This is a genomic window from Paenibacillus tyrphae (assembly GCF_027925525.1).
In the GTDB taxonomy this organism is placed as follows: Bacteria; Bacillota; Bacilli; order Paenibacillales; family NBRC-103111; genus Paenibacillus_G; species Paenibacillus_G tyrfis_B.
This window is the reverse complement of record NZ_BSDJ01000007.1, coordinates 208,391-231,208: the sequence shown is the minus strand read 5'-3', so window position 1 is coordinate 231,208 and position 22,818 is coordinate 208,391. Positions and strand designations below refer to the sequence as shown.

General features: G+C 56.0%; 19 protein-coding genes and 1 pseudogene. 15 read left to right on the top strand and 5 right to left on the bottom strand.

Annotation, left to right across the window (positions count from 1 at the left end):
- Positions 1 to 38 precede the first annotated feature (38 nt).
- Positions 39 to 2,210 (top strand): S-layer homology domain-containing protein, encoded by a 2,172-nt coding sequence (locus QMG93_RS11060; protein WP_281936287.1) that lies wholly within the window; start codon positions 39 to 41, stop codon positions 2,208 to 2,210.
- 195 nt (positions 2,211 to 2,405) lie between these two features.
- Complete coding sequence (locus QMG93_RS11055) at positions 2,406 to 3,422, top strand: aldo/keto reductase (RefSeq protein WP_281936284.1); 1,017 nt, start codon at positions 2,406 to 2,408, stop codon at positions 3,420 to 3,422.
- Positions 3,423 to 3,511: 89 nt separating this feature from the next.
- Here QMG93_RS11055 and QMG93_RS11050 read toward each other — a convergent pair whose 3' ends face one another.
- Positions 3,512 to 3,757, bottom strand: a complete 246-nt coding sequence (locus QMG93_RS11050; RefSeq protein ID WP_281936393.1) for a hypothetical protein — start codon at positions 3,755 to 3,757, stop codon at positions 3,512 to 3,514.
- Between QMG93_RS11050 and QMG93_RS11045 the strand changes: the two genes are divergently transcribed.
- Positions 3,642 to 5,123, top strand: coding sequence for a leucyl aminopeptidase (locus tag QMG93_RS11045; RefSeq protein ID WP_309299667.1), 1,482 nt, complete (start codon positions 3,642 to 3,644; stop codon positions 5,121 to 5,123). The genes QMG93_RS11050 and QMG93_RS11045 overlap by 116 nt on opposite strands.
- Positions 5,124 to 5,231: 108 nt before the next feature.
- Here the strand turns inward: QMG93_RS11045 and QMG93_RS11040 are convergent, their stop codons facing one another.
- The gene (locus QMG93_RS11040) at positions 5,232 to 5,822 is read right to left on the bottom strand and encodes a hypothetical protein (RefSeq protein WP_281936283.1); all 591 of its coding nucleotides are present in this window, start codon (positions 5,820 to 5,822) and stop codon (positions 5,232 to 5,234) included.
- Positions 5,823 to 6,027: 205 nt separating this feature from the next.
- On the opposite strand from QMG93_RS11040, the gene QMG93_RS11035 reads away from it, so the two are divergent.
- The 11 genes from QMG93_RS11035 (at position 6,028) to QMG93_RS10985 (ending at position 19,598) form a co-directional block, all read left to right on the top strand.
- Positions 6,028 to 6,984 (top strand): Gfo/Idh/MocA family protein, encoded by a 957-nt coding sequence (locus QMG93_RS11035; RefSeq protein WP_281936281.1) that lies wholly within the window; start codon positions 6,028 to 6,030, stop codon positions 6,982 to 6,984.
- Positions 6,985 to 7,037: 53 nt separating this feature from the next.
- Positions 7,038 to 9,188 carry a PAS domain S-box protein gene (locus QMG93_RS11030; RefSeq protein ID WP_281936280.1) on the top strand — a complete coding sequence of 717 codons (2,151 nt, stop codon included), beginning with the start codon at positions 7,038 to 7,040 and terminating at the stop codon, positions 9,186 to 9,188.
- A 114-nt stretch (positions 9,189 to 9,302) separates the two neighbouring features.
- Entirely contained in the window at positions 9,303 to 9,914 is a 612-nt protein-coding gene (locus QMG93_RS11025; RefSeq protein ID WP_281936278.1) for a sulfite oxidase-like oxidoreductase, read from the top strand.
- Positions 9,915 to 10,134: 220 nt separating this feature from the next.
- Positions 10,135 to 11,253: a UDP-N-acetylmuramoyl-tripeptide--D-alanyl-D-alanine ligase gene (locus tag QMG93_RS11020; protein ID WP_281936276.1), complete on the top strand. Its 1,119-nt coding sequence runs from the start codon at positions 10,135 to 10,137 to the stop codon at positions 11,251 to 11,253.
- Between the two features lie 201 nt (positions 11,254 to 11,454).
- Complete coding sequence (locus QMG93_RS11015; protein ID WP_281936274.1) at positions 11,455 to 11,883, top strand: universal stress protein; 429 nt, start codon at positions 11,455 to 11,457, stop codon at positions 11,881 to 11,883.
- A 189-nt stretch (positions 11,884 to 12,072) separates the two neighbouring features.
- Positions 12,073 to 13,857: a LytS/YhcK type 5TM receptor domain-containing protein gene (locus tag QMG93_RS11010; RefSeq protein WP_309299665.1), complete on the top strand. Its 1,785-nt coding sequence runs from the start codon at positions 12,073 to 12,075 to the stop codon at positions 13,855 to 13,857.
- Entirely contained in the window at positions 13,832 to 14,614 is a 783-nt protein-coding gene (locus tag QMG93_RS11005) for a LytR/AlgR family response regulator transcription factor (protein ID WP_281936270.1), read from the top strand. Before QMG93_RS11010 ends, QMG93_RS11005 begins: the two co-directional genes overlap by 26 nt.
- 236 nt (positions 14,615 to 14,850) lie before the next feature.
- Positions 14,851 to 15,180: a DUF485 domain-containing protein gene (locus QMG93_RS11000; RefSeq protein ID WP_281936268.1), complete on the top strand. Its 330-nt coding sequence runs from the start codon at positions 14,851 to 14,853 to the stop codon at positions 15,178 to 15,180.
- 3 nt (positions 15,181 to 15,183) lie between these two features.
- Positions 15,184 to 16,719: a cation acetate symporter gene (locus QMG93_RS10995; RefSeq protein ID WP_281936266.1), complete on the top strand. Its 1,536-nt coding sequence runs from the start codon at positions 15,184 to 15,186 to the stop codon at positions 16,717 to 16,719.
- 146 nt (positions 16,720 to 16,865) lie between these two features.
- Entirely contained in the window at positions 16,866 to 19,322 is a 2,457-nt protein-coding gene (locus tag QMG93_RS10990; RefSeq protein WP_281936264.1) for a CoA-disulfide reductase, read from the top strand.
- Between the two features lie 15 nt (positions 19,323 to 19,337).
- Entirely contained in the window at positions 19,338 to 19,598 is a 261-nt protein-coding gene (locus QMG93_RS10985) for a metal-sensitive transcriptional regulator (RefSeq protein ID WP_010493553.1), read from the top strand.
- A 124-nt stretch (positions 19,599 to 19,722) separates the two neighbouring features.
- Here the strand turns inward: QMG93_RS10985 and QMG93_RS10980 are convergent, their stop codons facing one another.
- The 3 genes from QMG93_RS10980 to QMG93_RS10970 form a co-directional block, all read right to left on the bottom strand.
- Positions 19,723 to 20,562, bottom strand: coding sequence for an SDR family oxidoreductase (locus QMG93_RS10980; protein ID WP_281936261.1), 840 nt, complete (start codon positions 20,560 to 20,562; stop codon positions 19,723 to 19,725).
- Between the two features lie 105 nt (positions 20,563 to 20,667).
- On the bottom strand, positions 20,668 to 21,078 hold the full coding sequence (locus tag QMG93_RS10975; protein ID WP_281936260.1) for a MarR family winged helix-turn-helix transcriptional regulator: 411 nt from the start codon (positions 21,076 to 21,078) through the stop codon (positions 20,668 to 20,670).
- Positions 21,079 to 21,239: 161 nt separating this feature from the next.
- Positions 21,240 to 21,839: a TetR/AcrR family transcriptional regulator gene (locus tag QMG93_RS10970; RefSeq protein ID WP_281936259.1), complete on the bottom strand. Its 600-nt coding sequence runs from the start codon at positions 21,837 to 21,839 to the stop codon at positions 21,240 to 21,242.
- A 163-nt stretch (positions 21,840 to 22,002) separates the two neighbouring features.
- Here QMG93_RS10970 and QMG93_RS10965 point away from each other — a divergent pair.
- A pseudogene (locus QMG93_RS10965) lies at positions 22,003 to 22,683 on the top strand (DUF2306 domain-containing protein).
- Positions 22,684 to 22,818: the final 135 nt, after the last annotated feature.

Genomic DNA, 22,818 nt, shown 5'->3' with positions numbered 1-22,818 from the left:
CTAAGAGTTTAATCACAGTAGCCAAGGAAGGTGTACAGATGCTAAGGAAAGCAATCACAGCAGTATCTATCGCAAGTCTCATGTTCGGTTCCTCACTTTCCAGTATCGCGGCAGCGGACAATCAAGTTCCGGCTTTTGACGATCTGAAAGATCACTGGTCGAAGAGCGAAGTGGAGTATCTCGTACAGAAAGGGATCGTCGACGGGGTCATACAGAATGGACAGCCTGTAATCCTGCCGGACAAAAGCATTACAAGAGCGGAGTACATCAAGCTGCTTGTCTCTGCCCGCCAAGTGAAGCTGGCCGAACCGGCTCAGAGCTCGTTTCAAGACATCGCTTCCTCCCATTGGGCGCTGAAGTATATCGAAGCGGCCAAAGCGAACGGATGGACCGACGGGTATGAGGACGGGACTTTTAAGCCCGATAACAAAGTAAGCCGAGCGGAAATTGCAGCCCTGATGGTCCGCAGCTACAATTTAAGGATGCAGGAAGGCAATACGGTCGTATTCGAGGATACGGCAGGCCACTGGGCGAACCATTACGTAAACGTCGCCGCTTCGAACAAAATCGTCGAAGGCGATACGGTGGGCGGCAAGCATTATTTTTATCCGGGAAAAGCGGCAACCCGCGCCGAAGGGATGGCAATGCTGACCCGGTATTTGAAAACAACGGAAACCGGCGCCAAAGATCCGAAGAAAGAGACGCCGACTCCTGCGCCGTCAACGACCCCGGCTGCGGGTACATCCGGTACGGTCAGCGGAGGAAGTTCCAGCTCCGGCTCCGATTCGAGCTCGGATTCCGGCACGCAGAGGGTCACGCTGGATAAAGAGGCGATCCAAAATACGCTTGGCGGCGGCAACCCGGTGGAAGGGACCGACGACTTGAACAACAGGATCGCTTTAGTCGGTCTGGACCTGAGCTCTTTTGGCGGAAGCCTTAGCGACATTTCGGTCAAATTGGAGAAGCCGAATACGGTATTCAGCCAGCTGTCCGTTCCCGGTTTGACGGGGCCTGTGGTCGAGTTTTCCACTAACGGGAAGTCGTTTGCGTCCGGCACGCTGACGTTCGATGTGGCTGCGCTGTCCAATAAACACAATTTGGCAGCGGCGTATTATAACGAAACGACGAAGCGTTTCGAATTTTTGCCTACCGCGTACAATGCGGATCTAGGAACGCTGAGCTTTACGACGACGCACAACAGCAAATACGTGCTGATCGATAAAACGTCCTGGGAGCAAACGTTCCGGGCGCATCTCTCAACTGTCGTAGACGGTACCTACAAGCCGTATATCGATTTTGCCTTCATCATCGACAGCTCCGGCAGCATGAACAGCACGGACCCTAAAAATTTGCGCAAAACGGCAGTTACGAGCCTGGTTTACGGCTTGAAGCACGATCCGGAGAGTCCGCTGAAGACGGAAACGGTGACGGTGGCCAAGTCGGTATACGAGGATGGGAAAGGATATCACTTCGAGTACCCGACCGTGACGAATCAGGTCTATTCCTTGAGCGACCGGGCGGCGATTATCGATTTTGACACCGGAGTGCGGACGTACGCGACATTCTCGGCCCACAGTCAGACCGTAGCCGACGCGGTGTACCATATCGACAGCAACGGCGGAACGAATATTTTCGCAGGGGTTCGCGAAGCGGTGAAGCTGTTCGATACGTATGGAGACAACGGACAGCGGAAAATCGCCCTGCTGCTGACCGACGGACAAAACAACTTTGCGACGACCCAAGACGATCTGAACATGCTGAAAGAGGCGTTCGAAAAAGGCATCACGATCATCACGATGGGACTGAGTCAGGATGCGGACCTCAGCCTGCTGAAGCAAATTGCCGAGTATACCGGCGGGATGTACTTCCAGGTGCAGACGGCCGACGATCTTGAGGCGTACTTCAAGTCGGCACTGGGGAACAGCTATCACGAAGACAAAGATCAGGACGGTTTGGATGACTTCTACGAGAAGACGGCCGGGATGATGCTGGAGAACGGCATGATCATCCGGACGAGCACCGACCCGCTCACCGGCAAAGATACGGACGGGGACGGGTTCACCGATCTGGAAGAAATGGGCCAGCCGGAGGACATGGTCATTACGGCGGATATGGTGCCGGAAGGCAGCGCGCTGGTAGGCAAAACGGTGAAGGTGTTCAAAAACTTCAAAAGCTTGCCAACCGACAAAAACGACGTGCCGAAACCATAAGTGCGCATTGGGAGTCATGAGATACAAAGAGCGGGTCTTGCCCTTCGGGGCGGCCCGTTTTTTGCCGTTTCAGGACTGAGAAGAGAGGGAGTCCGCGAGGCGAGGCGTGTTCCGCAGACTGTTATTTTGGTGCCGGTTGCTCTATAATTAATCAAGGGAGAACATGTAATTTTTCCATGAGGGAGAGACTTGGACATGCGTTACACGACGTTCGGAAGCACGGGATACCGCGTCTCTTCGCTCGGCTTCGGGGCGATGAACTTGCCCAATGTACCGCTCGAACAGGCCCGGGCGGCGCTGAATTACGCGCTTGACGAAGGGATCAACTACATCGATACGGCCGCAGCCTACCGCAACAGCGAAGAAATTATCGGCGAATGCATTTCGCACCGCCGTTCGGAATATTTTTTGGCGACGAAGACGGGGAAACGGGATTACAAGTCGGCCATGGAAGAAATGGAACGCAGCCTGGACCGGATGAAAACGGACGTCATCGATCTGCTGCAGATTCATTATGTCAACACAGTTCAAGAGTTTAAAGCGGCAATGGAAGAGAACGGCGCATACCAGGCGGCGCTTGAGATGAAGCGCAAGGGGCATGTCCGGTTTATCGGCCTGACCGGGCACCGGCCGGAGCTGCTTGCCAAATGGATCAGCAAAGGGCAGTTCGATCAGGTGCTGTTTCATTTGAACTTGGCGCAGCCGTTCGCTTTGGACGAGCTGATTCCGGAGGCGACCCGGCAGCAGATGGGAAAGACGGCGATGAAACCGCTCTCGGGCGGCTTTATCCAGCCGGTATCCCAAGCGATTCGCTATCCTTACAGCCAGGATGTGCATGTGACGATCTCGGGCATGATCAGCGTGGACGAGGTCAAGGAAAATATCGCCGCGATGCGGGAAGAAGTCGGAGACGACGAACGGCGCGAGCTGGAGGCGCTGGCGGTGGAGCTCGGAGCGCATAACTGCCGCCGGTGCAATTACTGTTCCTGTCCGATCGGCGTGACGATTCCCGACATCATGATTTCAAGCCAGGTGCGCCGAACGTTCGGCCTGCTGCCGAAGGGCGACGGGTTTTACCAGAAGCAAAAGGATAAAATATTGTCCTGTGCCGACTACGAGCCCTGTAAGGAGCAGCCGCTCTGCCAGCAGCAGTGTCCGTACCATCTGCCGATGCGGCAGGTGGTGATGGAGGCCGCCGGGTATTTCGGCTGAATTTTTCGGCTAAGGTCAAGGAGGAACTTTGCGGGGAGCAGCGCCCGCTCAAATCGATAAGGAGTGACGAGAGTGGAGACGTTGGATCGTTATATTACGCAAGAGCTGAAGCTGCGCATCGTATTGGTGAATGAGGAGCGCTTTGGCGGGACTGGAGCCGGTGGAAGCGAAGCGCCGGCGGGAGCGGAGGGAGACGCGGCGGAGGACGTCGCGCTCGCGGTGTTCGTCACGCCGGAGGCGCTAGCGGCGGACGCGTGGACGGCGACGGCCGGCACGGAGGTGCCGGAGCCGCTTGTCCAAGCGGTCCGCTCGCTCGCCGCGCGCGGGCGGTTCAAGGGCCGCCTCGGGGACACCGAGGCGCTGCCCGTGCTCGGCCTGATGCCGGGCTATCAGGCCCTGCTGCTCTGCGGCTTGGGCGACGCCGCCCGCGCCGAAGACACTGACGCCTGGCGCAGCGCAGGCGTCTATGCGGCCCGCGCCGCGCACGAGCATGGGCTCGCGCGCCTCGCGGCGCCGCTGCCGCGCGCCGGGCGCGCGGCCTCCCGCGAGCTGGCGCAGGCGCTCGCGGAAGGGCTCTGGCTCGGCGCGTACCGCATGCCGAGCTATGCCGCCGCCGGCGGGGCGCAGCCGCCCGCGCTGCGGGAAGTCGCCCTGCTGCACGGCAGGGCGGAGGGCCCGGACACGCTCGCGGGACTCGAGCGTGCGGTCTTCGCCGCGGAAGCGCTGGCGCTGGCGACGAACTATGCCCGCGACCTCACGAACTTGCCCGGCAACTATTTGGTGCCGGAGACGCTCGCGCGGGAAGCGCAGACTTTGGCCGCCCGGTACGGGATGGAATGCACGGTGCTCGACGAGCACGGCATTCGCGAGCAGGGCATGGGCGGCTTGGAGGCTGTCGGCAAGGGCAGCGTGAACCCGCCGCGCATGATTGCCGTCCGCTACCGGGGAGCGGCGGAGGAGAACGCCGATGTGATCGGTCTTGTCGGCAAAGGGATCACCTTCGATACCGGCGGCATCTCGCTCAAGAAGCCGGAAGGAATGGAAGAGATGATCAGCGACATGGGCGGAGCCGCCGTGGTGCTCGGTCTGATCCATGCGCTCGGCCGGCTTAAGCCGCCAGTCAATGCGGTGATCATCATTCCGGCGGCCGAGAACATGCCTTCCGGCTCGGCCTTTAAGCCTGGCGACGTCATTGCGGCGATGAACGGCCAGACGATCGAAGTGCTCAACACAGACGCCGAAGGGCGGATCGTATTAGCGGACGGTGTGCTGTATGCGAAAGCGCTCGGGGCGACGCGCCTAATCGATGTCGCGACGCTGACCGGCGCGGTGCTGGTTTGCTTCGGCGACGTGGCGACCGGAGCCGTTGCGAATGACGAGCCGATGCTGCAGGAGCTGCTGTCCGCCGCCAAGCGGGCGGGGGAAAAGGTGTGGCCTTTGCCGAATTATCCGGAATATCACGACATGCTGAAGAGCCAAGTGGCCGATATCCGGAACTCTACCTCGCGCGACCGCTGGGCCGGCAGTATTACGGGCGGGCTGTTCATCGGCTTTTTCGCCGGGGAGACGCCTTGGGTGCATTTGGATACGGGCGGCACGGCATGGCTGTGGAGCGAACGAGGGACGGAGCCGCTGGGCGGCACGGGGGCGATGGTGCGCACGTTAAGCGGCTATCTGTGCCATTCCGTATTGAACGGGTAGAGCCTGGCGAGATTCAAAAAAGCGGATTCCGCAGCGGCGCTGTTGCGTACGCTTGGAAATCCGCTTTTTTGCGATCCAATAAAGCAGAGACTGCGATCGCTCCGGCAATTAAGCCTGAAGCTGTTTGCCCTCGTTCGCCGTTACCGCGCCGGGCGTAACCATCACCTTCATCGCCGCTTCCTCCAGATCGGCCATCCGAATGAGCAGCCGCGACACTTCGTCGGTCGTATAAGACAGGCTGCGGGTCCGCTCGGCCAATTGCGGGAGGTCGATGCCGATCCACCCCTGCTTGCGGGGATGGAGGGACAGGTCAAAAGGAAGTACGGCCAGCGCCGCTTCGGTGCTTTCGGAGCCGCCCGCCGCTTTGGCTTCCGGCGTTCCGGTAGATTCACTATTCCCCATACTGTTTAAGTGAAAATACAGCTTGCGGCTGTGATTCCAACGAATAAATCCGGGCTTGAACGCGATGGTCAGCACCGGATCGCCGCCGATGGTTTGTTTCACGAACCGGACCCCGGCTTTCGGCTTCAAACGAATATATTGAATCCGTCCCAAGTCGGGCAAAAATATGACGATCGCGACCGGCAGCGCGCTAGCCGCATACAAGTAGACGATGGATTCATAGTAAACCGAGAGCCCAAGCAGACCGATAAATACAATAACGGATAATACGAGCAACCACTTGTTTAATTTAAACATGAATGTAAATCCCCCAGATGATCAGGCATTTTCAAAAAACAGCCGACACTTCTATTCTACCATAACCTTCACAGCCTTTGAAAGCGATCAGCCTGTTCGCGGATTGTCAATTTTTTGTAAGGATGGCGTCAGCACTCCGGTTCCTTGCTGTACTGCCGGAGATCAATTGTAACATCAACCAACCATATATCGGGGGGACATCCGAATGAAACGCAAAATCGGCATCATCGGGCTGGGAGATATCGCCCAAAAAGTATATTTGCCACTGTTATCCGCGAGCGAGAAGGTCGATATCGTGGGGCTGTCCAGCCGTTCGATGTCGACGGTAGACCGAATCGGCGAGCAGTACCGGATCGCCGGACGATACGCTTCCCTAGCGGAAATGCTGCGTCAGGCCAAGCCGGAGGCGGTCTTCGTCCACAGTCCGACGGAAACGCACGATACGATCGTGACGACATGCTTAAAGGAGGGAATTCACGTCTACGTCGATAAGCCTCTGGCTTACGACATCGAAGCTTCGGAACGGATGGCGGCCTATGCCGCCGAATGCGGGCTGCTGCTTGCCGTCGGGTTCAACCGCCGCTTTGCGCCGCTGTATGTGCAGGCCAAGCGATGGATGGAGGAAGGGGGCGGCTTCGATCTGGTGACGGCGGCGAAGCATCGGACGAAGCTGCAAAGCCACGGTGCCAAGCACACGCTGTACGACGACTTGATTCACATGCTCGATTTATTGCTATGGCTTGGCGGAGACGACTTCGACGTGGCGTCGTACCGTCAGCGTACCGATCACGAAGGACGGCTTTTGTTCGGAACGGGAACCTTGACTTTCGGACACGGAGTATCCGCATCTTCTTCGCAGGACGCGGCAGTTGCCCAATTCAGCATGGTGCGTCAAGCGGGAGCCGATCTGGAACAGTTGGAGCTGCACGGAAGCGGCCGGTCCGCCGAAGTGCTGAACATGGAAACCGCCGTATGGAGAACAGCGGGCGCTTCCCCTCAAGAGCAAACGTTCGGAAGCTGGGATTCGATCTTGCACCGCCGGGGGTTTGCCGATGCGGTGAATCATTTCCTGGAATGCATAGCAGACCCTTCGCGCTGTACGATCCGCGCCGACCGGACGTTGCCGGCTCATCGCCTGGTGGAGAAGCTTTTCCCGAAATGAAATGAAGCGGGGACCGCATCAGGTTGACATGTCGAAGGAGGTGCCTTCTTTTCATGAAGCAGGATTCCATGATCAAGTACTGCTTCACCTATGCCCCCGGCGGTATCGCGCTCATTTCGCCGGAAGGATATTTTATCCGGGTCAACCCTGCGTTCGGCCGCCTGCTGGGCTACACCAAAGACGAGCTGGTGAACCGGCAGGAGAAGCAGCTTACTTATCCGAAGGACCCCAGCGTTGAGGAGGCAGCCGCCCCGTTGCTTGTGCCCGGCGCCGCAACCGGGATAACGGTGGTCAAACGTTACCTGCACAAAGACGGCGGCACGGTCCGGGTAAAGCTCGACGTCATCCTCATCCGCGATCAGGACGGATCGCACGCCGGCTTCTGCGCCTACGCATCGGAATGGCCGGAAGCCGAGGAACCTCAGATGCTCCAAGCGGCGGAGCTGTACGAGATGGTCTCGGAGCATACGCGCGACGTCATCTCTTACGGGATTGACGGCGTGCTGCAGTTCGTTTCCCCGGCCTCGCTCAAGCATCAGCTTGGCTTCGAACCGGAGGAGCTGATCGGAAAGCACGCCTCCGAATTCATCCATCCGGACGATCTTGAGTCTTTGGGAGAACAAACCTTTCGGGAATCCGATTCGTTTATCTGCCGGATTCGCCACAAGCAGGGGTATTACATCTCGTTTGAAGTTGCCGTGAAGCGGATCGTCGACCCGGAAGGACCCCAAATGAAAGAAATTTATATCGGCCGGGACGTCACGGAACGGGAGCGGGCGCAGGCTGCGCTTCGCCATAGCGAGCAGAATCTGGCGCAATCGCAGCGCATCGCCCGCTTGGGCAGCTTTGAATGGGACGCGCAATCCGGTAAAATGCTGTGGTCGGGCGAGCTGCGCCGCATTCTGCAAGCCGATCTGCATGCAGACGTGACATACGAGGAGTTGATGGCCCGCGTTCACCCGAATGACCGGGAGGCGGCGCGGCATTCGATGCGGCGAGTGTTGGCCGGACACGAAGTTCAATTGGAATGCAGAATCGTCCTGGACGACGGGACGGTCAAGTTCATTCGGATTCAAAGCGCTACGACATTGACCTCGAAAGGAAGACCGCTGCGGATCAGCGGGACGATCCAGGATATTACGGGTCAGAAGCTGATGCTGCAAATGCTTGAAGAAAGCGTAGACCGGTATACATCGCTCAAAAAATATAATTTGGACGCGATCGTCTCGCTTAACAAGAGCGGGATCATCACGTCGGCCAACCCTGCCGCCGAAACCATTACCGGCTATTCGGTGCTGGAGCTGATCGGCATGCCTTTTGCCGATTTACTGGCCTCCGAAGAAGAAGGGACGCAGACGCAGCTTCATCAAATTATGCACGAAGGCGCCTTGTCCGGCATGGAAATGCAGATCGTCCGCAAGTCGGGTGAGCCAGCCTATTTGCTTGCAACGCCGGCCCCGATCTACGTCAACCGTAAGCAGGTCGGCTGCTACCTTATCGCCAAGGATATTACGGAGCAGAAGCGGAAGGACGAGCTGCTGCTCAAGTCCGAGAAGCTGACGATTGCCGGGCAGCTTGCCGCAGGGGTCGCTCACGAAATCCGCAATCCGCTGACGGCGCTCAAAGGCTTCGTCCAGCTGATGGGCCGCTCGGAGCACAGCTATTCGCAATATTTGCCGATTATGAAGGAGGAGCTGGAGCGGATCGAGGTGATTATCAGCGAGCTGCTGATGCTGGCCAAGCCGCAAGCCGTTCAAATGAAAATCGCCGACCTTGCCGTGCTCGTACAAGAGGTCGTGATGCTGACGGGCGCGCAGGCGACGCTTCTTAACATTGAGGTCCGCTTCTTCCCAACCGACGAGCCGCTTCCGATCCGCTGCGATCCGAATCAGATCAAGCAGGTGTTCGTCAACTTTTTGAAAAATGCATTCGAGTCGATGCCGCGAGGGGGGACGATTGACGTAAGTATGGAGGCTGTGGAGCAGGGACTTGCCTTGGTCCGCATCGACGATCAGGGCTGCGGCATTTCGCAGGAGCAGCTGCGGCAGATCGGCGAGCCGTTCTATTCGACCAAAGAAGCGGGGACGGGACTCGGCCTGCTCGTCAGCCACAAAATTATCGAGCATCATAGGGGCCGGATTCATATCGCCAGCGAGGTGGGCGTCGGCACGACGATCCAGGTCACGCTGCCCATTCACCGTTAGCAGCCGGCAGGTATGCGCTCTATGGTGAAGCCTGTTGAGCGACCATAATGTGCGGCACCCTTTTTACGGGTATACTAGAAGGAAAAGACGCAGCGTGAAAAGGAGGCGTAGTTTATGACGATGGATGACAAAATGCCGCAGCCGGAAGCGGGAGGACCTGCGCCGGAGCGTGTGCCCCCCGGCCAGAAGGTGACGGAAGGCTTTCCCGTGCTGCATTATGGCGAAATTCCTTACTACAACGACATGGGCAAATGGAGTTTGCGTCTGTTCGGGCTGGTGGACGAGGAGCTGACGCTGAGCTATAAACAGTTTTTGGCGCTGCCGCGCCGGGAGTTCCGCAACGACATCCACTGCGTGACGACCTGGTCCAAGCTGGACAACGTCTGGGAAGGCGTGGCCGTAGCCACGCTGATGGAGCGGATTAAGCTGAAGCCGGAAGCGCAGTACGTGATGCTGCACGCCGAGCACGGGTGGAACACGAACCTGCCTTTGGCGGATTTCCTGCGCGACACGACGTTTCTCGGTATCCGGCATAACGGCGTGCTGCTCTCGCCGGAACATGGCTATCCCGTGCGCGCGGTCGTCCCGCACCTGTATTTCTGGAAAAGCGCCAAATGGCTGCGCGGCATCGAATTTATGGAGAAGGACAAGCCGGGCTTTTGGGAACGGAACGGGTATCACATGTACGGCGATCCCTTTAAGGAGGAAAGGTACGATTTTGATTGACGGAGCACAAAGCTCCGAAAAGACCGGCATCTGCAACGACAGGTGCCGGTTTTACGTTTGGCTTCCCGGCTTCATCCGCGCTCTGTAATGTCTCTCATTAATCAGGCATGTACCCCTGTTGGGACAAAATGATGATCCTTTAAAATAATCGTAAAACGTGTTCATCAAGGGATAAGTCTTTCAAGAGAGACATTTTACGATTGGCGGTGGACGGGAAAGTATGAGCAAAAAATCAATTCTGTACAAACCGATCATTGCGGTCACCGGCAGCTCCGGTAAAACGACAACAAAAGAAATGATTGCCGCGATATTGAAGAAACGTTGGAAAATCTTCAAATCCCCCCAAAATCGAAATGCCGTGTCGGCCACCAAAAGGCACGCAAAATTGCTCCGTTCAGTTCACCGGGCCGTTGTTTTGGAGTACGGCATGCAATATTACGGAAACATCAAACGCCACTGCCACTATATTCGTCCCAATATAGGCGTTATCACCAACATTGGAAGGGCCCATATCGGCAATTTTGGCGGCCGAATTCAAGGTGTGGCCAAGGCGAAGTCGGAATTAATCCGTTACATGAAATCGACAGGGACCGTATGGCTAAACGCCGACGACCACCATTCCAAGCTGCTGCGCACGAAGGGATTCAAGGGCCGCATCGTGCGAATCGGAATCCGCAACAAAGCTGTTTACCGGGCGTCTAAAATCCATAACGCCAAGCGCGGAATGACATTCCGGGTGAAGCTTGACGGGAAAGAACACCGTTTCTACATCCCTATTTTAGGAAGGCATAATATTTATAACGCGTTGTTTGCCATTGGCATTTCACATCGTTTGGGATTTACACCGAAGCAGATCCAGAACGGCCTCAAAACCTATGAAAAGCCAAAAAGACGGCTATACGTCTACAACTTGAGAAGAGGCATAAGATTAATCGATGATTCTTACAGCGCAAATCCGGATGCGGTAAAAGCCGCCCTTGATGTATTGTCCGCTACCGGCAAAAACAAAAAAATTGCCGTACTGGGTTCCATGTCGGAATTAGGTGCATATGCAGTTAAAGGCCATAAAGAAATAGGAAGCTACGCAGCGCGAAAAAACATCACCCATATATACGCCATTGGAAAACATGCGTCACAGGTTATCGCTGGAGCCAAGCAAGCAGGCTTTCCCGCCAAAAGCTTGCACAGCTTCGTCTCCAGGGCGCAGCTTCACAAGGCATTGGCTCATGTTATACAACCGGGCACGACTATTCTTGTAAAAGGGTCAAATCAGATGAGGATGAACAAAACAGTAGCGTATCTGAAGCAAATTTATTTCAAAAGCAGAGGAAATGCATGATTCGGAAAATGACCGGCGTTCGCATCGGACGCCGGTTTTGCTATGGACATTTGGCGTACCTTATTTCCATTTTCACCGTATCGTCGTGTTTACATTTGTATTTCCCCGTGCTGCAGTGATACTGTGATCAATGTCATTCCGATCGGGGAGGAAGAACGGTAACATAAATGATAATAGATCTCAGGGAAAGGGATGTTTTTCATGCCATATCAAAACATATTAACCGCATTCGACGGCTCGGCATTATCGGTAAAAGCGCTGGAAAAGGCCATAAAATTTGCTCAAGATCATGCCGCGAGGCTTGAAGTGATTCATGTCTGTCACATTCCCGTTCCGGTGTTCGGGGGGCCGCTGTATGCCGCACCGTTCAACGAGGAGAAAGATTACTTGCTCGCCGCCCAAGCTATGATTGATGAGGCCAAACGCTTAACCTCGCAGCTGTCCGGCGTCAAGGTGATCCTGAAGCAGGGACAGCCGGCTCTTGCCATTCTGGAATACGCCGAAGAAAGCGGAAGCGACTTGATCATTATGGGAAGCAGGGGACTAAGCGGCCTGCGCGAGTTTGTTCTTGGCAGCGTCAGCCATCATGTTGTTCAGCACTCCAAAGTTCCGGTGCTGATTGTCAAGTAGCTCGGTTCAACGGACCTGCAAGGTGCTGTGCTTGTCGCGAAAGTGCTCAATTGAAGTAGTAGAGGTGTACGAGGGGGTGGGGTATCCACTTCCGCCCACTCTTGTCCTCGGGTCCACCCAAAAAGTTTACTCTCCCACGCTCATTTCCGGGTATAATGGGGATAACTAGCCAAGAAACGGGGGATGCGGATGCAGCACTTAACCTTGCTGCTCATGGAACGGATGGGCTTGCTATTGTTGATCACGTTCATCCTTACCCGAATCCCGCAGTTCCGCTACCTGCTCGACCGGAGGCCGGATTGGAAGACCGGATTGACGTTTTCGCTCGTTTTCGGTCTGGTCAGCATCGGAGGCACGTACGCCGGGGTGACGATTAGCGGGGAGAGGGCCGACTCTTCCTTTCTGGTGGCTTCCCTTCAGCCGGAGGAGGCGATGGCGGATTCGGCGCTGATCGGGGTGATGGTGGCCGGTCTGCTTGGCGGGGTCGCCGTAGGCACGGGGGCAGGTCTCATCTCCGGCATTCACGCTTACAGCCTGGGCGGAATTACCGGCGTCGCCGATGCGGTGTCTACGCCAATCCTGGGTCTCTTGGCCGGACTGGTCGCTCGTTTCTTTGCCGAAGAAAGAGTCATCGCGCCGGTGAAGGCGCTGTTTATTAGCGTATTTGCTCCCATCCTGCAAATGGGCGTCGTGCTGATCGTGAACGAGTCTTCGCCTGCCGCGATCCGCACGGTGGATCTCATCGGGATCCCGATGGTGGCGGCCACCAGCGTAGGGGTCGGCATTTTGGTCGCGATGATTCAGGCGGTGATGAAGGAGGAGGAGCGGGCTGCCGCCTCCGAGACGCAGCGGGCGCTGCATATTGCGGAAATGGCGCTTCCTTTTCTTAAGCAGGGGCTGACCTTCGAGACCGCCGAAGCGGCGGCCAATGTGCTGCGCCGCGAGCTTCGCGCCAGTGCGGTCGCCATTACGGATACGAAGCAAATCTTGGCGCATGCAGGCACCGGAATGATGCCGGGCATCCAAGGAACGCCGATCGCTTCGGAGTTGTCGAGGAAGGCGGTCCAAACCGGGGAAATTCAGATTGCCCGAACGAAGGAGCAGATTCAGCCGCACCACCCGGCGATCGGCGCGGCGATTATCGTACCGATCCGAAGCGGGGGACAAGTTGCGGGATTAATCAAATTGTATTATCCCGGCGTCCGACAGATCCGTCCGGTGGAGGAGGCATTTGCCCAAGGGCTGAGCAAGCTGATCTCGATCCAGCTCGATATCGCGATGGCGGAGCAACTGAGAAGCTTGATGAAGGATGCGGAATTGAAAGCGCTTCAAGCACAAATTAACCCGCACTTTTTGTTCAATACGCTCAATGCGATCGTCACGCTGATTCGGATCAAGCCCGAAGCCGCCAGACGGGTTACCGTGCAGCTCGGGCATTACATGCGCATGAACCTGACGATGACCCAAGCACCGCTGGTCCCGCTGTATAAGGAATTGGAGCATCTTCATACGTACCTCGGCATCGTGAATATCCGGTTCGAGGACCAGCTTTCCGTCGATTGTCTATGCGATCCCGGCCTGGAATCCGTGTCCATCCCGCCTTCCACGCTCCAGCCGCTGGTGGAAAACAGCATTCATCATGGTTTTAAAGGGCGGACGGACAGGGGCGACATTCATGTCGAGCTCCGTCGCGTAGCGGACGGGGTTCGCATTGTGGTCAAGGACAACGGCAACGGTTTTCCGGCGGACGTATTGGAGACGCTGGGGGCTTCCCCAGTCACGGGCGGCGGGAGCGGGAGCACGGGCATCGGAGTCTATAACGTGAACCGGCGGCTGATCCACCTGTTCGGCCCGGAGGCCGGGCTGAAATTTTCCAATCCGCCCGAGGGAGGGGCGCGCATCGAATGTACGATACCTTATCAAGCGGAGGAAAGGCGTGAAGCGATAGATGAAAGTAATGATCGCAGAGGATGAGCGGCTGGCGCGGGAGGAGCTGACTTATTTATTGTCCCGGGAACGGGACGTCGAGCTGCTGCCTTTTGCTGCGAGCGGCGTCCAACTGCTGGAGCTGGCAGCGGTGCACAAGCCGGATGTCGTCTTTCTTGACATTCATATGCCGGGCCTGGATGGGGTGCAGACCGCACACAAGCTGATGGATGTCGAGCCGCGGCCGCATATTGTTTTTGCTACGGCTTACGAGCAGTATGCCGTGGAAGCATTCCGCTTGGAAGCGGCAGATTATTTGCTAAAGCCTTACGACGAGGAACGTCTTCGTCAAACGCTGCAAAAAATACGCAAAATGCGGACTCCCTCCGAAGGAACGGCGATCCCGCCCGCTGCCGCGACGGCTTCACTGGCTTCGGATGGGGCGATCCGATCCCGGAGTGCATTCAAGCCGAAGCTGCTCATCGATGACGGCAGCCGTATGGTGGTGGTCGAGCCTGCGAAGATCAGCTATGCGGTCAAGGAAGAGAAGCTGACGCAAATTCATATGGCTGACGGGCAGGTACATGCGACCCGGCAAACGCTTCAGGAGCTGGAGGAGAAGCTAACCGGGTATGCTTTTTTCCGGACGCACCGCAGCTACTTGGTCAACGTGGACCGCATCGATGAAATCGAGTCGTGGTTTAACGGCGCTTACAACGTCGTCTTGAAGGATGCCGGGCGGAGTAAAGTGCCTTTGTCCAGAGTGGCGGCCAAGGAATTGATCAAGCGGCTGCAGGGAGACTAGCAGACCGGGAAAGGCCGCCGTTCAGGACGGCTTTTATCCGTTTGAGGGACGTTTTTTGACATTTCGCGCCGAAGTTCAAGTGATCCGTACATTCCTATGCTACAATTATAAAGCGCTTACAAGTAAATTACTGGGATATGGGACCGATGAATAAAGCATCCCGATTCCGATAGCGCGGCGGCCGGTACTTCCGGCAGACGTAGAGCGACGATCAATCTTTGCAGGAGGGAAAGCCCATGAAAGAACAATCCCGAAGGAATGTTTACAGCGAAATCGTACGCTCCGATACGTTTCGCAGGCTGATGGTCCAAAAGAAACGTTTTATCCTGCCGATGTCGATCTTTTTCCTCGTGTTCTACTTCGTTCTTCCGGTCCTGACCTCTTATTCTCAAGTGCTGAACACCAAAGCGGTCGGTTCGATCACGTGGGCATGGATTTTCGCTTTCGCGCAATTTATTATGACCTGGGTGCTGTGCTCGCTGTATACCCGCAAGGCGGTCGAGTTCGACGCCTTGGCCGAACAAATCAAAGACGAATCCAAAACGAGCCTGCGGAAGGTGGGGTAGCCGATGATGAATACGGCCTTTCTCTTGTTTCTGATCATCGTGGCGGGAACGCTGGTCATTACGTATTATGCGGCCAAAAAGACAAAAACCGCCAGTGAGTTTTACACCGCCGGGGGCGGGTTGACCGGCTGGCAGAACGGTCTGGCCATTGCCGGCGACTACATGTCTGCGGCTTCGTTTCTGGGGATCGCCGGGATGGTGGCGTTGTTCGGCTTCGACGGCTTCTTTTACAGCATCGGCTTTCTGGTCGCGTACCTCGTTGTGCTATATTTGGTCGCTGAGCCGCTGCGCAATCTGGGAAAATATACGATGGCGGATATGATCGCGGCCCGTTTCGACAACAAGAAAGTACGGGGTGTGGCGGCGCTGAATTCGATCACGATCTCGATCTTCTATATGATCGCCCAATTGGTGGGCGCCGGAGCCTTGATCAAGCTGCTGCTTGGTCTGGAGTATTCGACCTCGGTCTTAATCGTCGGCGCGCTGATGACCGTCTATGTCGTGTTCGGCGGGATGACGGCCACGAGCTGGGTGCAGATCATCAAGTGCGTGCTGCTGATGGCGGGAACGTTCATCATTTCGCTGATTGTGTTCGCCAAATTCGACTTCAATCTCCTTCATATGTTCGATGCGATGGCCACGGCCACGCCGCTGAAAGAAGCTTTCCTCAATCCGGGCAACAAGTTTACGAACGGGCTGGATACGATCTCGCTCAATCTGGCGCTCGTGCTCGGTACCGCGGGCCTGCCGCATATTTTGATCCGCTTTTTTACGGTAAAAGACGCCCCGACCGCAAGGAAGTCCGTGGTTGTCGCGACTTGGGTCATCGGGCTGTTCTATGTCATGACGATTTTCCTCGGCTTCGGCGCGGCCGCTTTTGTCGGGAAGGATGTCATTGTGCAGGCAAACGCGGCCGGCAACATGGCGGCCCCGCTGCTGGCGAAGGCGCTCGGAGGAGATTTCCTGTTCGCTTTCGTCTCGGCTGTGGCGTTCGCTACGATTCTGGCGGTCGTCGCCGGACTTGTACTCTCCGCTGCCTCGGCCTTCGCGCACGATTTCTACAGCCATATTTTGCGTAAAGGGAAGGCGACGGAGAAGGAGCAGGTTAGGTCCGCCAAGCTGGCCTCCGTTGGAGTTGCGATCATTTCGATTATATTGGCGCTGTTTGCCCAGAAGCTGAACGTTGCTTTTCTGGTCTCGTTGGCTTTCGCCGTCGCGGCAAGCGCCAATCTGCCGGTCCTCGTGTTCACCGTGTTCTGGCGCAGATTTAATACCGCCGGCGCCGTGACGGGAATGCTCGTAGGCTTGATCAGCTCGTTGATTTTGGTGTTGGTCAGCCCCAACGTGTGGGACCCGGTCGCAGGGAAAGCAATACTCGTCGGAGAGCCGCTGATTTTGCTGACGAATCCGGGCATCATCTCGATCCCGATCGGATTCGTGGGCGCCATCGCCGGAACCTTGCTGTCCTCCAAACGCAACGACGAGAAGTATGATGAGATTCTGGTAAAAGCGAACACGGGCATGCAAGAGGTCGTGTGAGTTGAAGAGAATAAGGTTGAAGTTGTTCAGGGAGTCGTGCAGGCGCACGGCTCTTTTTCTCATTGTCCGGTTGACTGATATACCCCCATAGGTATATTATATACCCCATAGGGTATTCATCATGATACAGAAAAGGACTGATTGCCGTGTCTAAAAATATTGTCATCGTTGGCGGAGTGGCGGGCGGCGCTACGGCGGCTGCCCGATTAAGACGTTTGAAAGAGCACGATTCGATCACGATGTTCGAACGTGGGGAGCATATTTCGTTTGCCAATTGCGGGCTGCCTTATTATATCGGGGGGACGATTGCATCTCGCGACAAGCTTCTGCTTCAATCGCCGCAGGGGATGAAGGACCGGTTCGGCATCGACGTTAAGGTGCGCACGGAAGTGACGGCGATCGACCGGACGGGCAAAAAAGTCCGGGTGAAGCAGCTGGATACCGGAGAAGAAGCGGAATATCCGTACGATGTTCTTGTGTTATCGCCGGGGGCGAAGCCCATCATGCCGGAAATTCCCGGCTTAGCCGAGGCGGAGGCGGTGTTCACGCTGCGCAATATTCCCGATACGGACCGGATTCACGGCTGGATTGACGAGCACAAGCCGCGTCATGCCGCCATTATCGGCGGAGGATTTATCGGCGTCGAAATGGCCGAAAACCTGCGTCATCGCGGTCTTGAAGTGACGCTGGTGGAGCGAAACGGGCAGGTGCTGGGGCCGCTTGACCCCGAGATGGCCAAGCCGGTGGAACGGCACATGCGTCTCCAAGGAGTCGATCTTGTGCTTGGTGCGTCCGTCGTCGCGATCGAAGATCGCGGGAAAATGCTGCGCCTGTCCTCGGGGCAAGTTCTCCGGACGGACATGCTGCTGCTGGCGATCGGCGTGACGCCGGAGAGTGGATTGGCCCGTGAAGCGGGGCTTGAGCTTGGTGTAAGAGGAGCCATCCGTGTAAACGACCGGCTGCAAACGAGCGATCCGTCCATCTACGCGGTCGGCGATGCGATCGAAGTCAAAGACCGGACGCTCGGCTTCGAAACGGTGGTGCCGCTCGCTTGGGGGGCTAACCGCCAAGGGCGGCTGGTTGCGGACGCGATTCAAGGGCGGAAAGCGTCCTACCCCGGGGCTTTCGGAACGGCGATTGTCCAAGCGTTCGACCTGACCGCGGCCGTCACCGGGGTGAATGAGAAGACGTTGAACAAGCTGGGGGTTCCGTATGAGGCTATTCACATCCATCCGGCCTCCCATGCCGGGTATTATCCCGGAGCTGCGCCGCTGTCGCTCAAGCTGCTGTTCGATAAAGCAACCGGGACTATTTACGGCGCGCAAGCCGTCGGGCAGGACGGGGTAGACAAGCGGATCGACGTGATTTCCGCGGCGATGCGCGGAGGGTTGACGGCAGCCGAGCTGGCCGAGCTGGAGCTGGCGTACGCGCCGCCATATTCGTCGGCCAAGGACCCGGTTAACATGGCGGGATACGTCGCGTCGAATGTGATGGAAGGCTTGGTCGAGACGATGCAGTGGCACGAGGTGGATGCGTATGTCAAGGGCGGCGGACTGCTCGTCGACGTCCGGGACGACGCCGAACGGATGGCGGGCTACATTCCGGGTTCGGTCTGCATTCCGCTGAACGATTTGCGCAACCGGCTGCACGGGCTTCCGCTCCAGCAGCCGGTTGTCGTCTCGTGCCAAGTCGGCCAGCGGGGCTATGTCGCGGCCCGGCTTCTTCAGCAGCACGGGTACAAGGTGCGCAATTTGGACGGGGGCTACAGGACGTACGCCGCGATGGCTGACGAGCCGCCCCTTCCGGCTCCCGAGACGGGCAGCGGTCCGTCGGCGGTGCCGGCCGATTCCCCGGCCCCAGCTTCTCCCGTTCAAGCTCAGGTTCAGGTCGACGCTTGCGGATTGCAGTGTCCAGGCCCTATTATGAAAGTATACGAAGCGGTCCGGCAGATGGCGCCGGGAGAACGGCTTGAAGTGAAGGCCACCGATTTCGGATTCGCCGCGGATATTGCCAAATGGTGCGAAAAAACAGGCAATCCGCTGGAGACGGTCGAATCTTCACCCGAAGGCGTGCGTGCGGTGCTCGTGAAAGGGGCCGGTGCCGCACCGCAGCAATCCGACCCGGCTTCGTCCAAAAACGGGGCGACCATGGTCGTGTTCAGCGGCGACCTGGACAAAACGATCGCCGCCTTCATCATTGCTTCGGGGGCCGCGGCGATGGGCAAGCCGGTCACGATGTTTTTCACCTTCTGGGGCTTGAACGTGCTGCGCAAGGCTGGAGCCCCGGCCGTCAAGAAGGACGGCTTGGAGGCAATGTTCGGGTTGATGATGCCCAAAGGCGCGGCCGCCCTTCCTCTGTCCAAAATGAACATGGGAGGTCTTGGCGCCAAGATGATTCGCCGCGTCATGCAGCGCAAAAATGTCGATTCGCTGGAAGTCTTGATGGGCAATGCGATCCGGTCCGGCGTCAAGCTGGTCGCTTGTACGATGAGCATGGATATTATGGGCATCCGCAAGGAAGAATTAATCGACGGAATCGATTATGCCGGCGTAGCGGCCTATTTAGGCGATGCCGAGGATTCGGGCTTGAACTTGTTTATTTAAAAGAGGTGAATCGGTGTGGAATACGATAATGCGGTCAAAAACCGGCTGAAGCGGATCGAAGGCCAAATTCGCGGAGTGCTCGGCATGCTGGAAGAAGGAAAAGATTGCAGAGACATCGTAACGCAGCTGTCGGCGATAAGGACGGCCGTAGACCGGACGATCGGCACGGTCATCGGGGCGAATCTGGAGCATTGTATCCGGGAGGAGCTGGAAAAAGGCAACTCGCCCGATCAAGTGATCCAAGAGGCGGTGCAACTGCTGGTCAAGAGCCGGTAGAGGGGGCAGAGGTCTAGGCTGCACGTTGAGACAACCCCTTGCGTCGATACGGAATTTACGGCTGCTCCGGCATCCGGGCATAGAAAGAGGCGCAGCCTAATTAGCCTGCACCTCTCTTTTCGTTTTACATATTCAATTGCAGCTTACGGGTATTCAGCATGCCGTCGAGTCCGGTAGGATCTTGCTCCACCTTGAAGCGTACAAAAGCATCGGCTTGCTCCGATGTGCGGACGCGCAGCGGCTTCGTCTCCATGTTCACCAGCTTCAGCATCACCTCAGCGACGGACTCCGGCGTTTGCGGAACGGCATTCCGCTTGGAGAACGTGCCGATATACGTTTCGAAGACGGGTTTATATTCATCGTCGCGGATGCCGCCGGTTTGTTCGATATGCGAAAGTACGGTGTCGTTGAAATGAGTTGCGATGGCGCCGGGTTCGAGCAAAGTGACATCGATGTTAAAGGTTGGCTTGTAGTAAGTGGCCAAGCTTTCTAACAAGCCTTCGACCGCAAACTTGCTCGCGCAATAAATTTCGTTTAGAGGTTGACCGACTAACCCGCCGACACTTGTTGTAGCTATCAGATGGCCGGATGCCGCTTTGCGCAGGAGCGGGAGCCCGGCACGAATGGTATGCATGACTCCATAGACGTTTGTATCGAAGACGGTTTGAATTTCCTCGAACGCAGCTTGCCCCAGGGGACGTAAAAAGCCAAAGCCTGCATTCGCGAAAAGCACGTCCAAATGCCCGTGCCTCTCTTCGATCGTTGCAAAAGCCCGCTCTAACGACTCGGGCTGCGTAACTTCCATCTGAAGGAAATGAAGGTTAGGGCGGCCTCCATGCTGCTCCTGATCGCGCAGGACGTTGCGGGTGCCTGCATAAACCGTCCATCCATGGTCGGCAAATAAGATGGCGGTTGCGAGTCCGATGCCGGAGGAAGCTCCGGTAATGGCAATAATTTTATTCATGTATTAATCGCTCCTAAGGTATATTGTTTATTAATTAAACAATATAGAAGTTAAATAATAAAGTCAAGACGTATAAAAAAATCCCAACGCGCAAGGCATTGGGATCTACAAAGGCAGCTTCTCCAAAAGCTGTTTCAGGGACGCAAGCTCGTCCGCCGAGTAGTTTGCAAAAAGCTTTTCAATTTTTTTATTGTACGCATCGAGAATAGCAGTTACAAGCTCATTCCCTTGATCCGTCACTTGGAGGGACAAACTCCTGCGGCTGTTCGGGTGCGGCTTGCGGACAACGAGATTCTGCTCTTCCAGCTTATCCAGAAGCTGAGTGACGGCTCCCCGCGTCAAGCCGAACTCATTCGCGATATCAACGGCAATGCAATCCGGATGTTTGCGCAAATATTCGAGCGTATACATCATAATCGGCGAAATGCCATAGGCAGGGAGTATTTGTGTTAAGTAGGCGGAAAGCACACTTTTGATTTCCCGAAATTTAGAAGTAATCAGATGATCAAGTTCCATGGGGACATCTCCCTTAATTGTTAAATTCCTATACATTATAGCAACAGGGTGATTAAAATACACGCCATGCGCTTCAGCACGGGTACATCCCGACAGGGAAAATGGTAAAAGGGAAATAGCCCTGTTCCCTCCTTACAGGCAGCAGGACGTTGTGCGCTTTATTAATCCGAAGCGCGCTTATAGGTGCCCAGCAATTGCTCGATATGCTTCATCGCATAGCCGACATGCTTGTTGTCCCGGGTCAACCGGCTGGCCATAATGCCGCCTTCGATCGTGGAAAAGACGAAGGAAGCGACCGATTCGGTATCCAAATCGGCACGGAATTCCCCGTCGGCAATACCCTGCTGCAACATACTTTGCAGAAACGATAGCATCCCGTTATAAGCTGCCAGCGCGTGCTCGCGCATGCTGGGGTACGAATGATCGCTTTCAATCGCGGTATTTAGAAAGGGGCAACCGCCTTGGAGCGGAGGATGATGAACCGCGTCGCGATAGACGCCGCACATCGCCAATATTTTCTCCGTAGCGGTCTCGGAGCCTTGCATCGCCGCCGAGAAATGCTCCCACAGCACCTTCCCCGCATATTCGAACGCGGCAAAAGCAATTTCGTCTTTATTGGAGAAGTTGCGGTAAATGCCTCCTTTGGTCAAGCCGGTCGCTTCCATAATATCCTGTATCGTTGATCCGGAGTATCCCTTTAGATTAAACAGCTCCGCGGATTTTTTAATGATATGGGCCTTCGTTTGTTCGCCTTTACGCATGGACAGATTCCTTTCTCGTCTTATCGTTGTGCGGATTTCAAGGGCTCTCTTGCTCGTACATATATTGTAACATTTTATGGGTGAGGTATAGTACTTGGTAATATATAATATAAAAAAGAAACCGAACGGTCCGGTCTCTAAAGTGAAAAGGGGGATAGTCCGCATGAGAAAGCTGCAAAGCAGGAGAAAGTCGCTGTACCTGCTGATGATCGTCGTTGCCGTCGTTTACATGCTTTACGTGATGTACGTTAATTTCATTCATGACCCGCAAGCGGCTGAATTTCTGAGTCATAAAACCGGCTTGAAACGTCCCGTCGTTGTCCCGGTCTAGTTAAATGTGATGTATGTTCATATTGTTTTCGCCTGCGTGGCCATGATCGCGGGGGCCATTAACTTTTCGACGAAAATATTGAGCAAGCACCGGAGGCTGCACCGGGTAAACGGCTACTTGTACCTCCTGTCCGTTGCGGTTGTCGTCCTCACTTCCGGCTATATGGCCCCTTACTCGACGGGAGGAAAAATCAACAGCATCGCGTTTAATGTGATGAATCTTATTTTTATGGGATTGACCGTCGCAGCAATTGTGCAAATCAAGCGAAAACAGGTCGACAGTCATCGGAAATGGATGGTTCGCAGCTACGCTTTTTGCTTCACGAATCTATTCATCCATATGTTCACGTTTGTTCTTCATAACGGGTTCGGCGTCGAATACGCGCTCAGCTATACGCTGGGAGTCTACGGCGCGCTGGTGCTGAACTTCGCGCTGGCCGAGTTCGTCATCCGCTGTATTTATACCAGACCTGCGGCCATCGTGCCACCAGGAACCAAGAAGGTCATTGCCTGACATTCGGCTATTTTGCCGTAAAAAAAGCACCATCCGACGGACGGTGCATCAGGCTGTTGAGAAAGTGGATTTTTACAAAAATAGAGAGTGGGGTATCTACTGGAGGAGCGATAGCGTTCGCCTTTGTCTGCAGGA

Bases quoted from the DNA above. Each gene is read 5' to 3' on its own strand.
- QMG93_RS10995 (WP_281936266.1), top strand. From the start codon at position 15,184: ATGATGAATACGGCCTTTCTCTTGTTTCTGATCATCGTGGCGGGAACG.
- QMG93_RS10970 (WP_281936259.1), bottom strand. From the start codon at position 21,839: ATGCGTAAAGGCGAACAAACGAAGGCCCATATCATTAAAAAATCCGCG.
- QMG93_RS11030 (WP_281936280.1), top strand. From the start codon at position 7,038: ATGAAGCAGGATTCCATGATCAAGTACTGCTTCACCTATGCCCCCGGC.
- QMG93_RS11010 (WP_309299665.1), top strand. From the start codon at position 12,073: ATGCAGCACTTAACCTTGCTGCTCATGGAACGGATGGGCTTGCTATTG.
- QMG93_RS11040 (WP_281936283.1), bottom strand. From the start codon at position 5,822: ATGTTTAAATTAAACAAGTGGTTGCTCGTATTATCCGTTATTGTATTT.
- QMG93_RS11060 (WP_281936287.1), top strand. From the start codon at position 39: ATGCTAAGGAAAGCAATCACAGCAGTATCTATCGCAAGTCTCATGTTC.
- QMG93_RS11000 (WP_281936268.1), top strand. From the start codon at position 14,851: ATGAAAGAACAATCCCGAAGGAATGTTTACAGCGAAATCGTACGCTCC.
- QMG93_RS11035 (WP_281936281.1), top strand. From the start codon at position 6,028: ATGAAACGCAAAATCGGCATCATCGGGCTGGGAGATATCGCCCAAAAA.
- QMG93_RS11015 (WP_281936274.1), top strand. From the start codon at position 11,455: ATGCCATATCAAAACATATTAACCGCATTCGACGGCTCGGCATTATCG.
- QMG93_RS11005 (WP_281936270.1), top strand. From the start codon at position 13,832: ATGAAAGTAATGATCGCAGAGGATGAGCGGCTGGCGCGGGAGGAGCTG.
- QMG93_RS11055 (WP_281936284.1), top strand. From the start codon at position 2,406: ATGCGTTACACGACGTTCGGAAGCACGGGATACCGCGTCTCTTCGCTC.
- QMG93_RS11020 (WP_281936276.1), top strand. From the start codon at position 10,135: ATGAGCAAAAAATCAATTCTGTACAAACCGATCATTGCGGTCACCGGC.
- QMG93_RS10975 (WP_281936260.1), bottom strand. From the start codon at position 21,078: ATGGAACTTGATCATCTGATTACTTCTAAATTTCGGGAAATCAAAAGT.
- QMG93_RS11025 (WP_281936278.1), top strand. From the start codon at position 9,303: ATGACGATGGATGACAAAATGCCGCAGCCGGAAGCGGGAGGACCTGCG.
- QMG93_RS10980 (WP_281936261.1), bottom strand. From the start codon at position 20,562: ATGAATAAAATTATTGCCATTACCGGAGCTTCCTCCGGCATCGGACTC.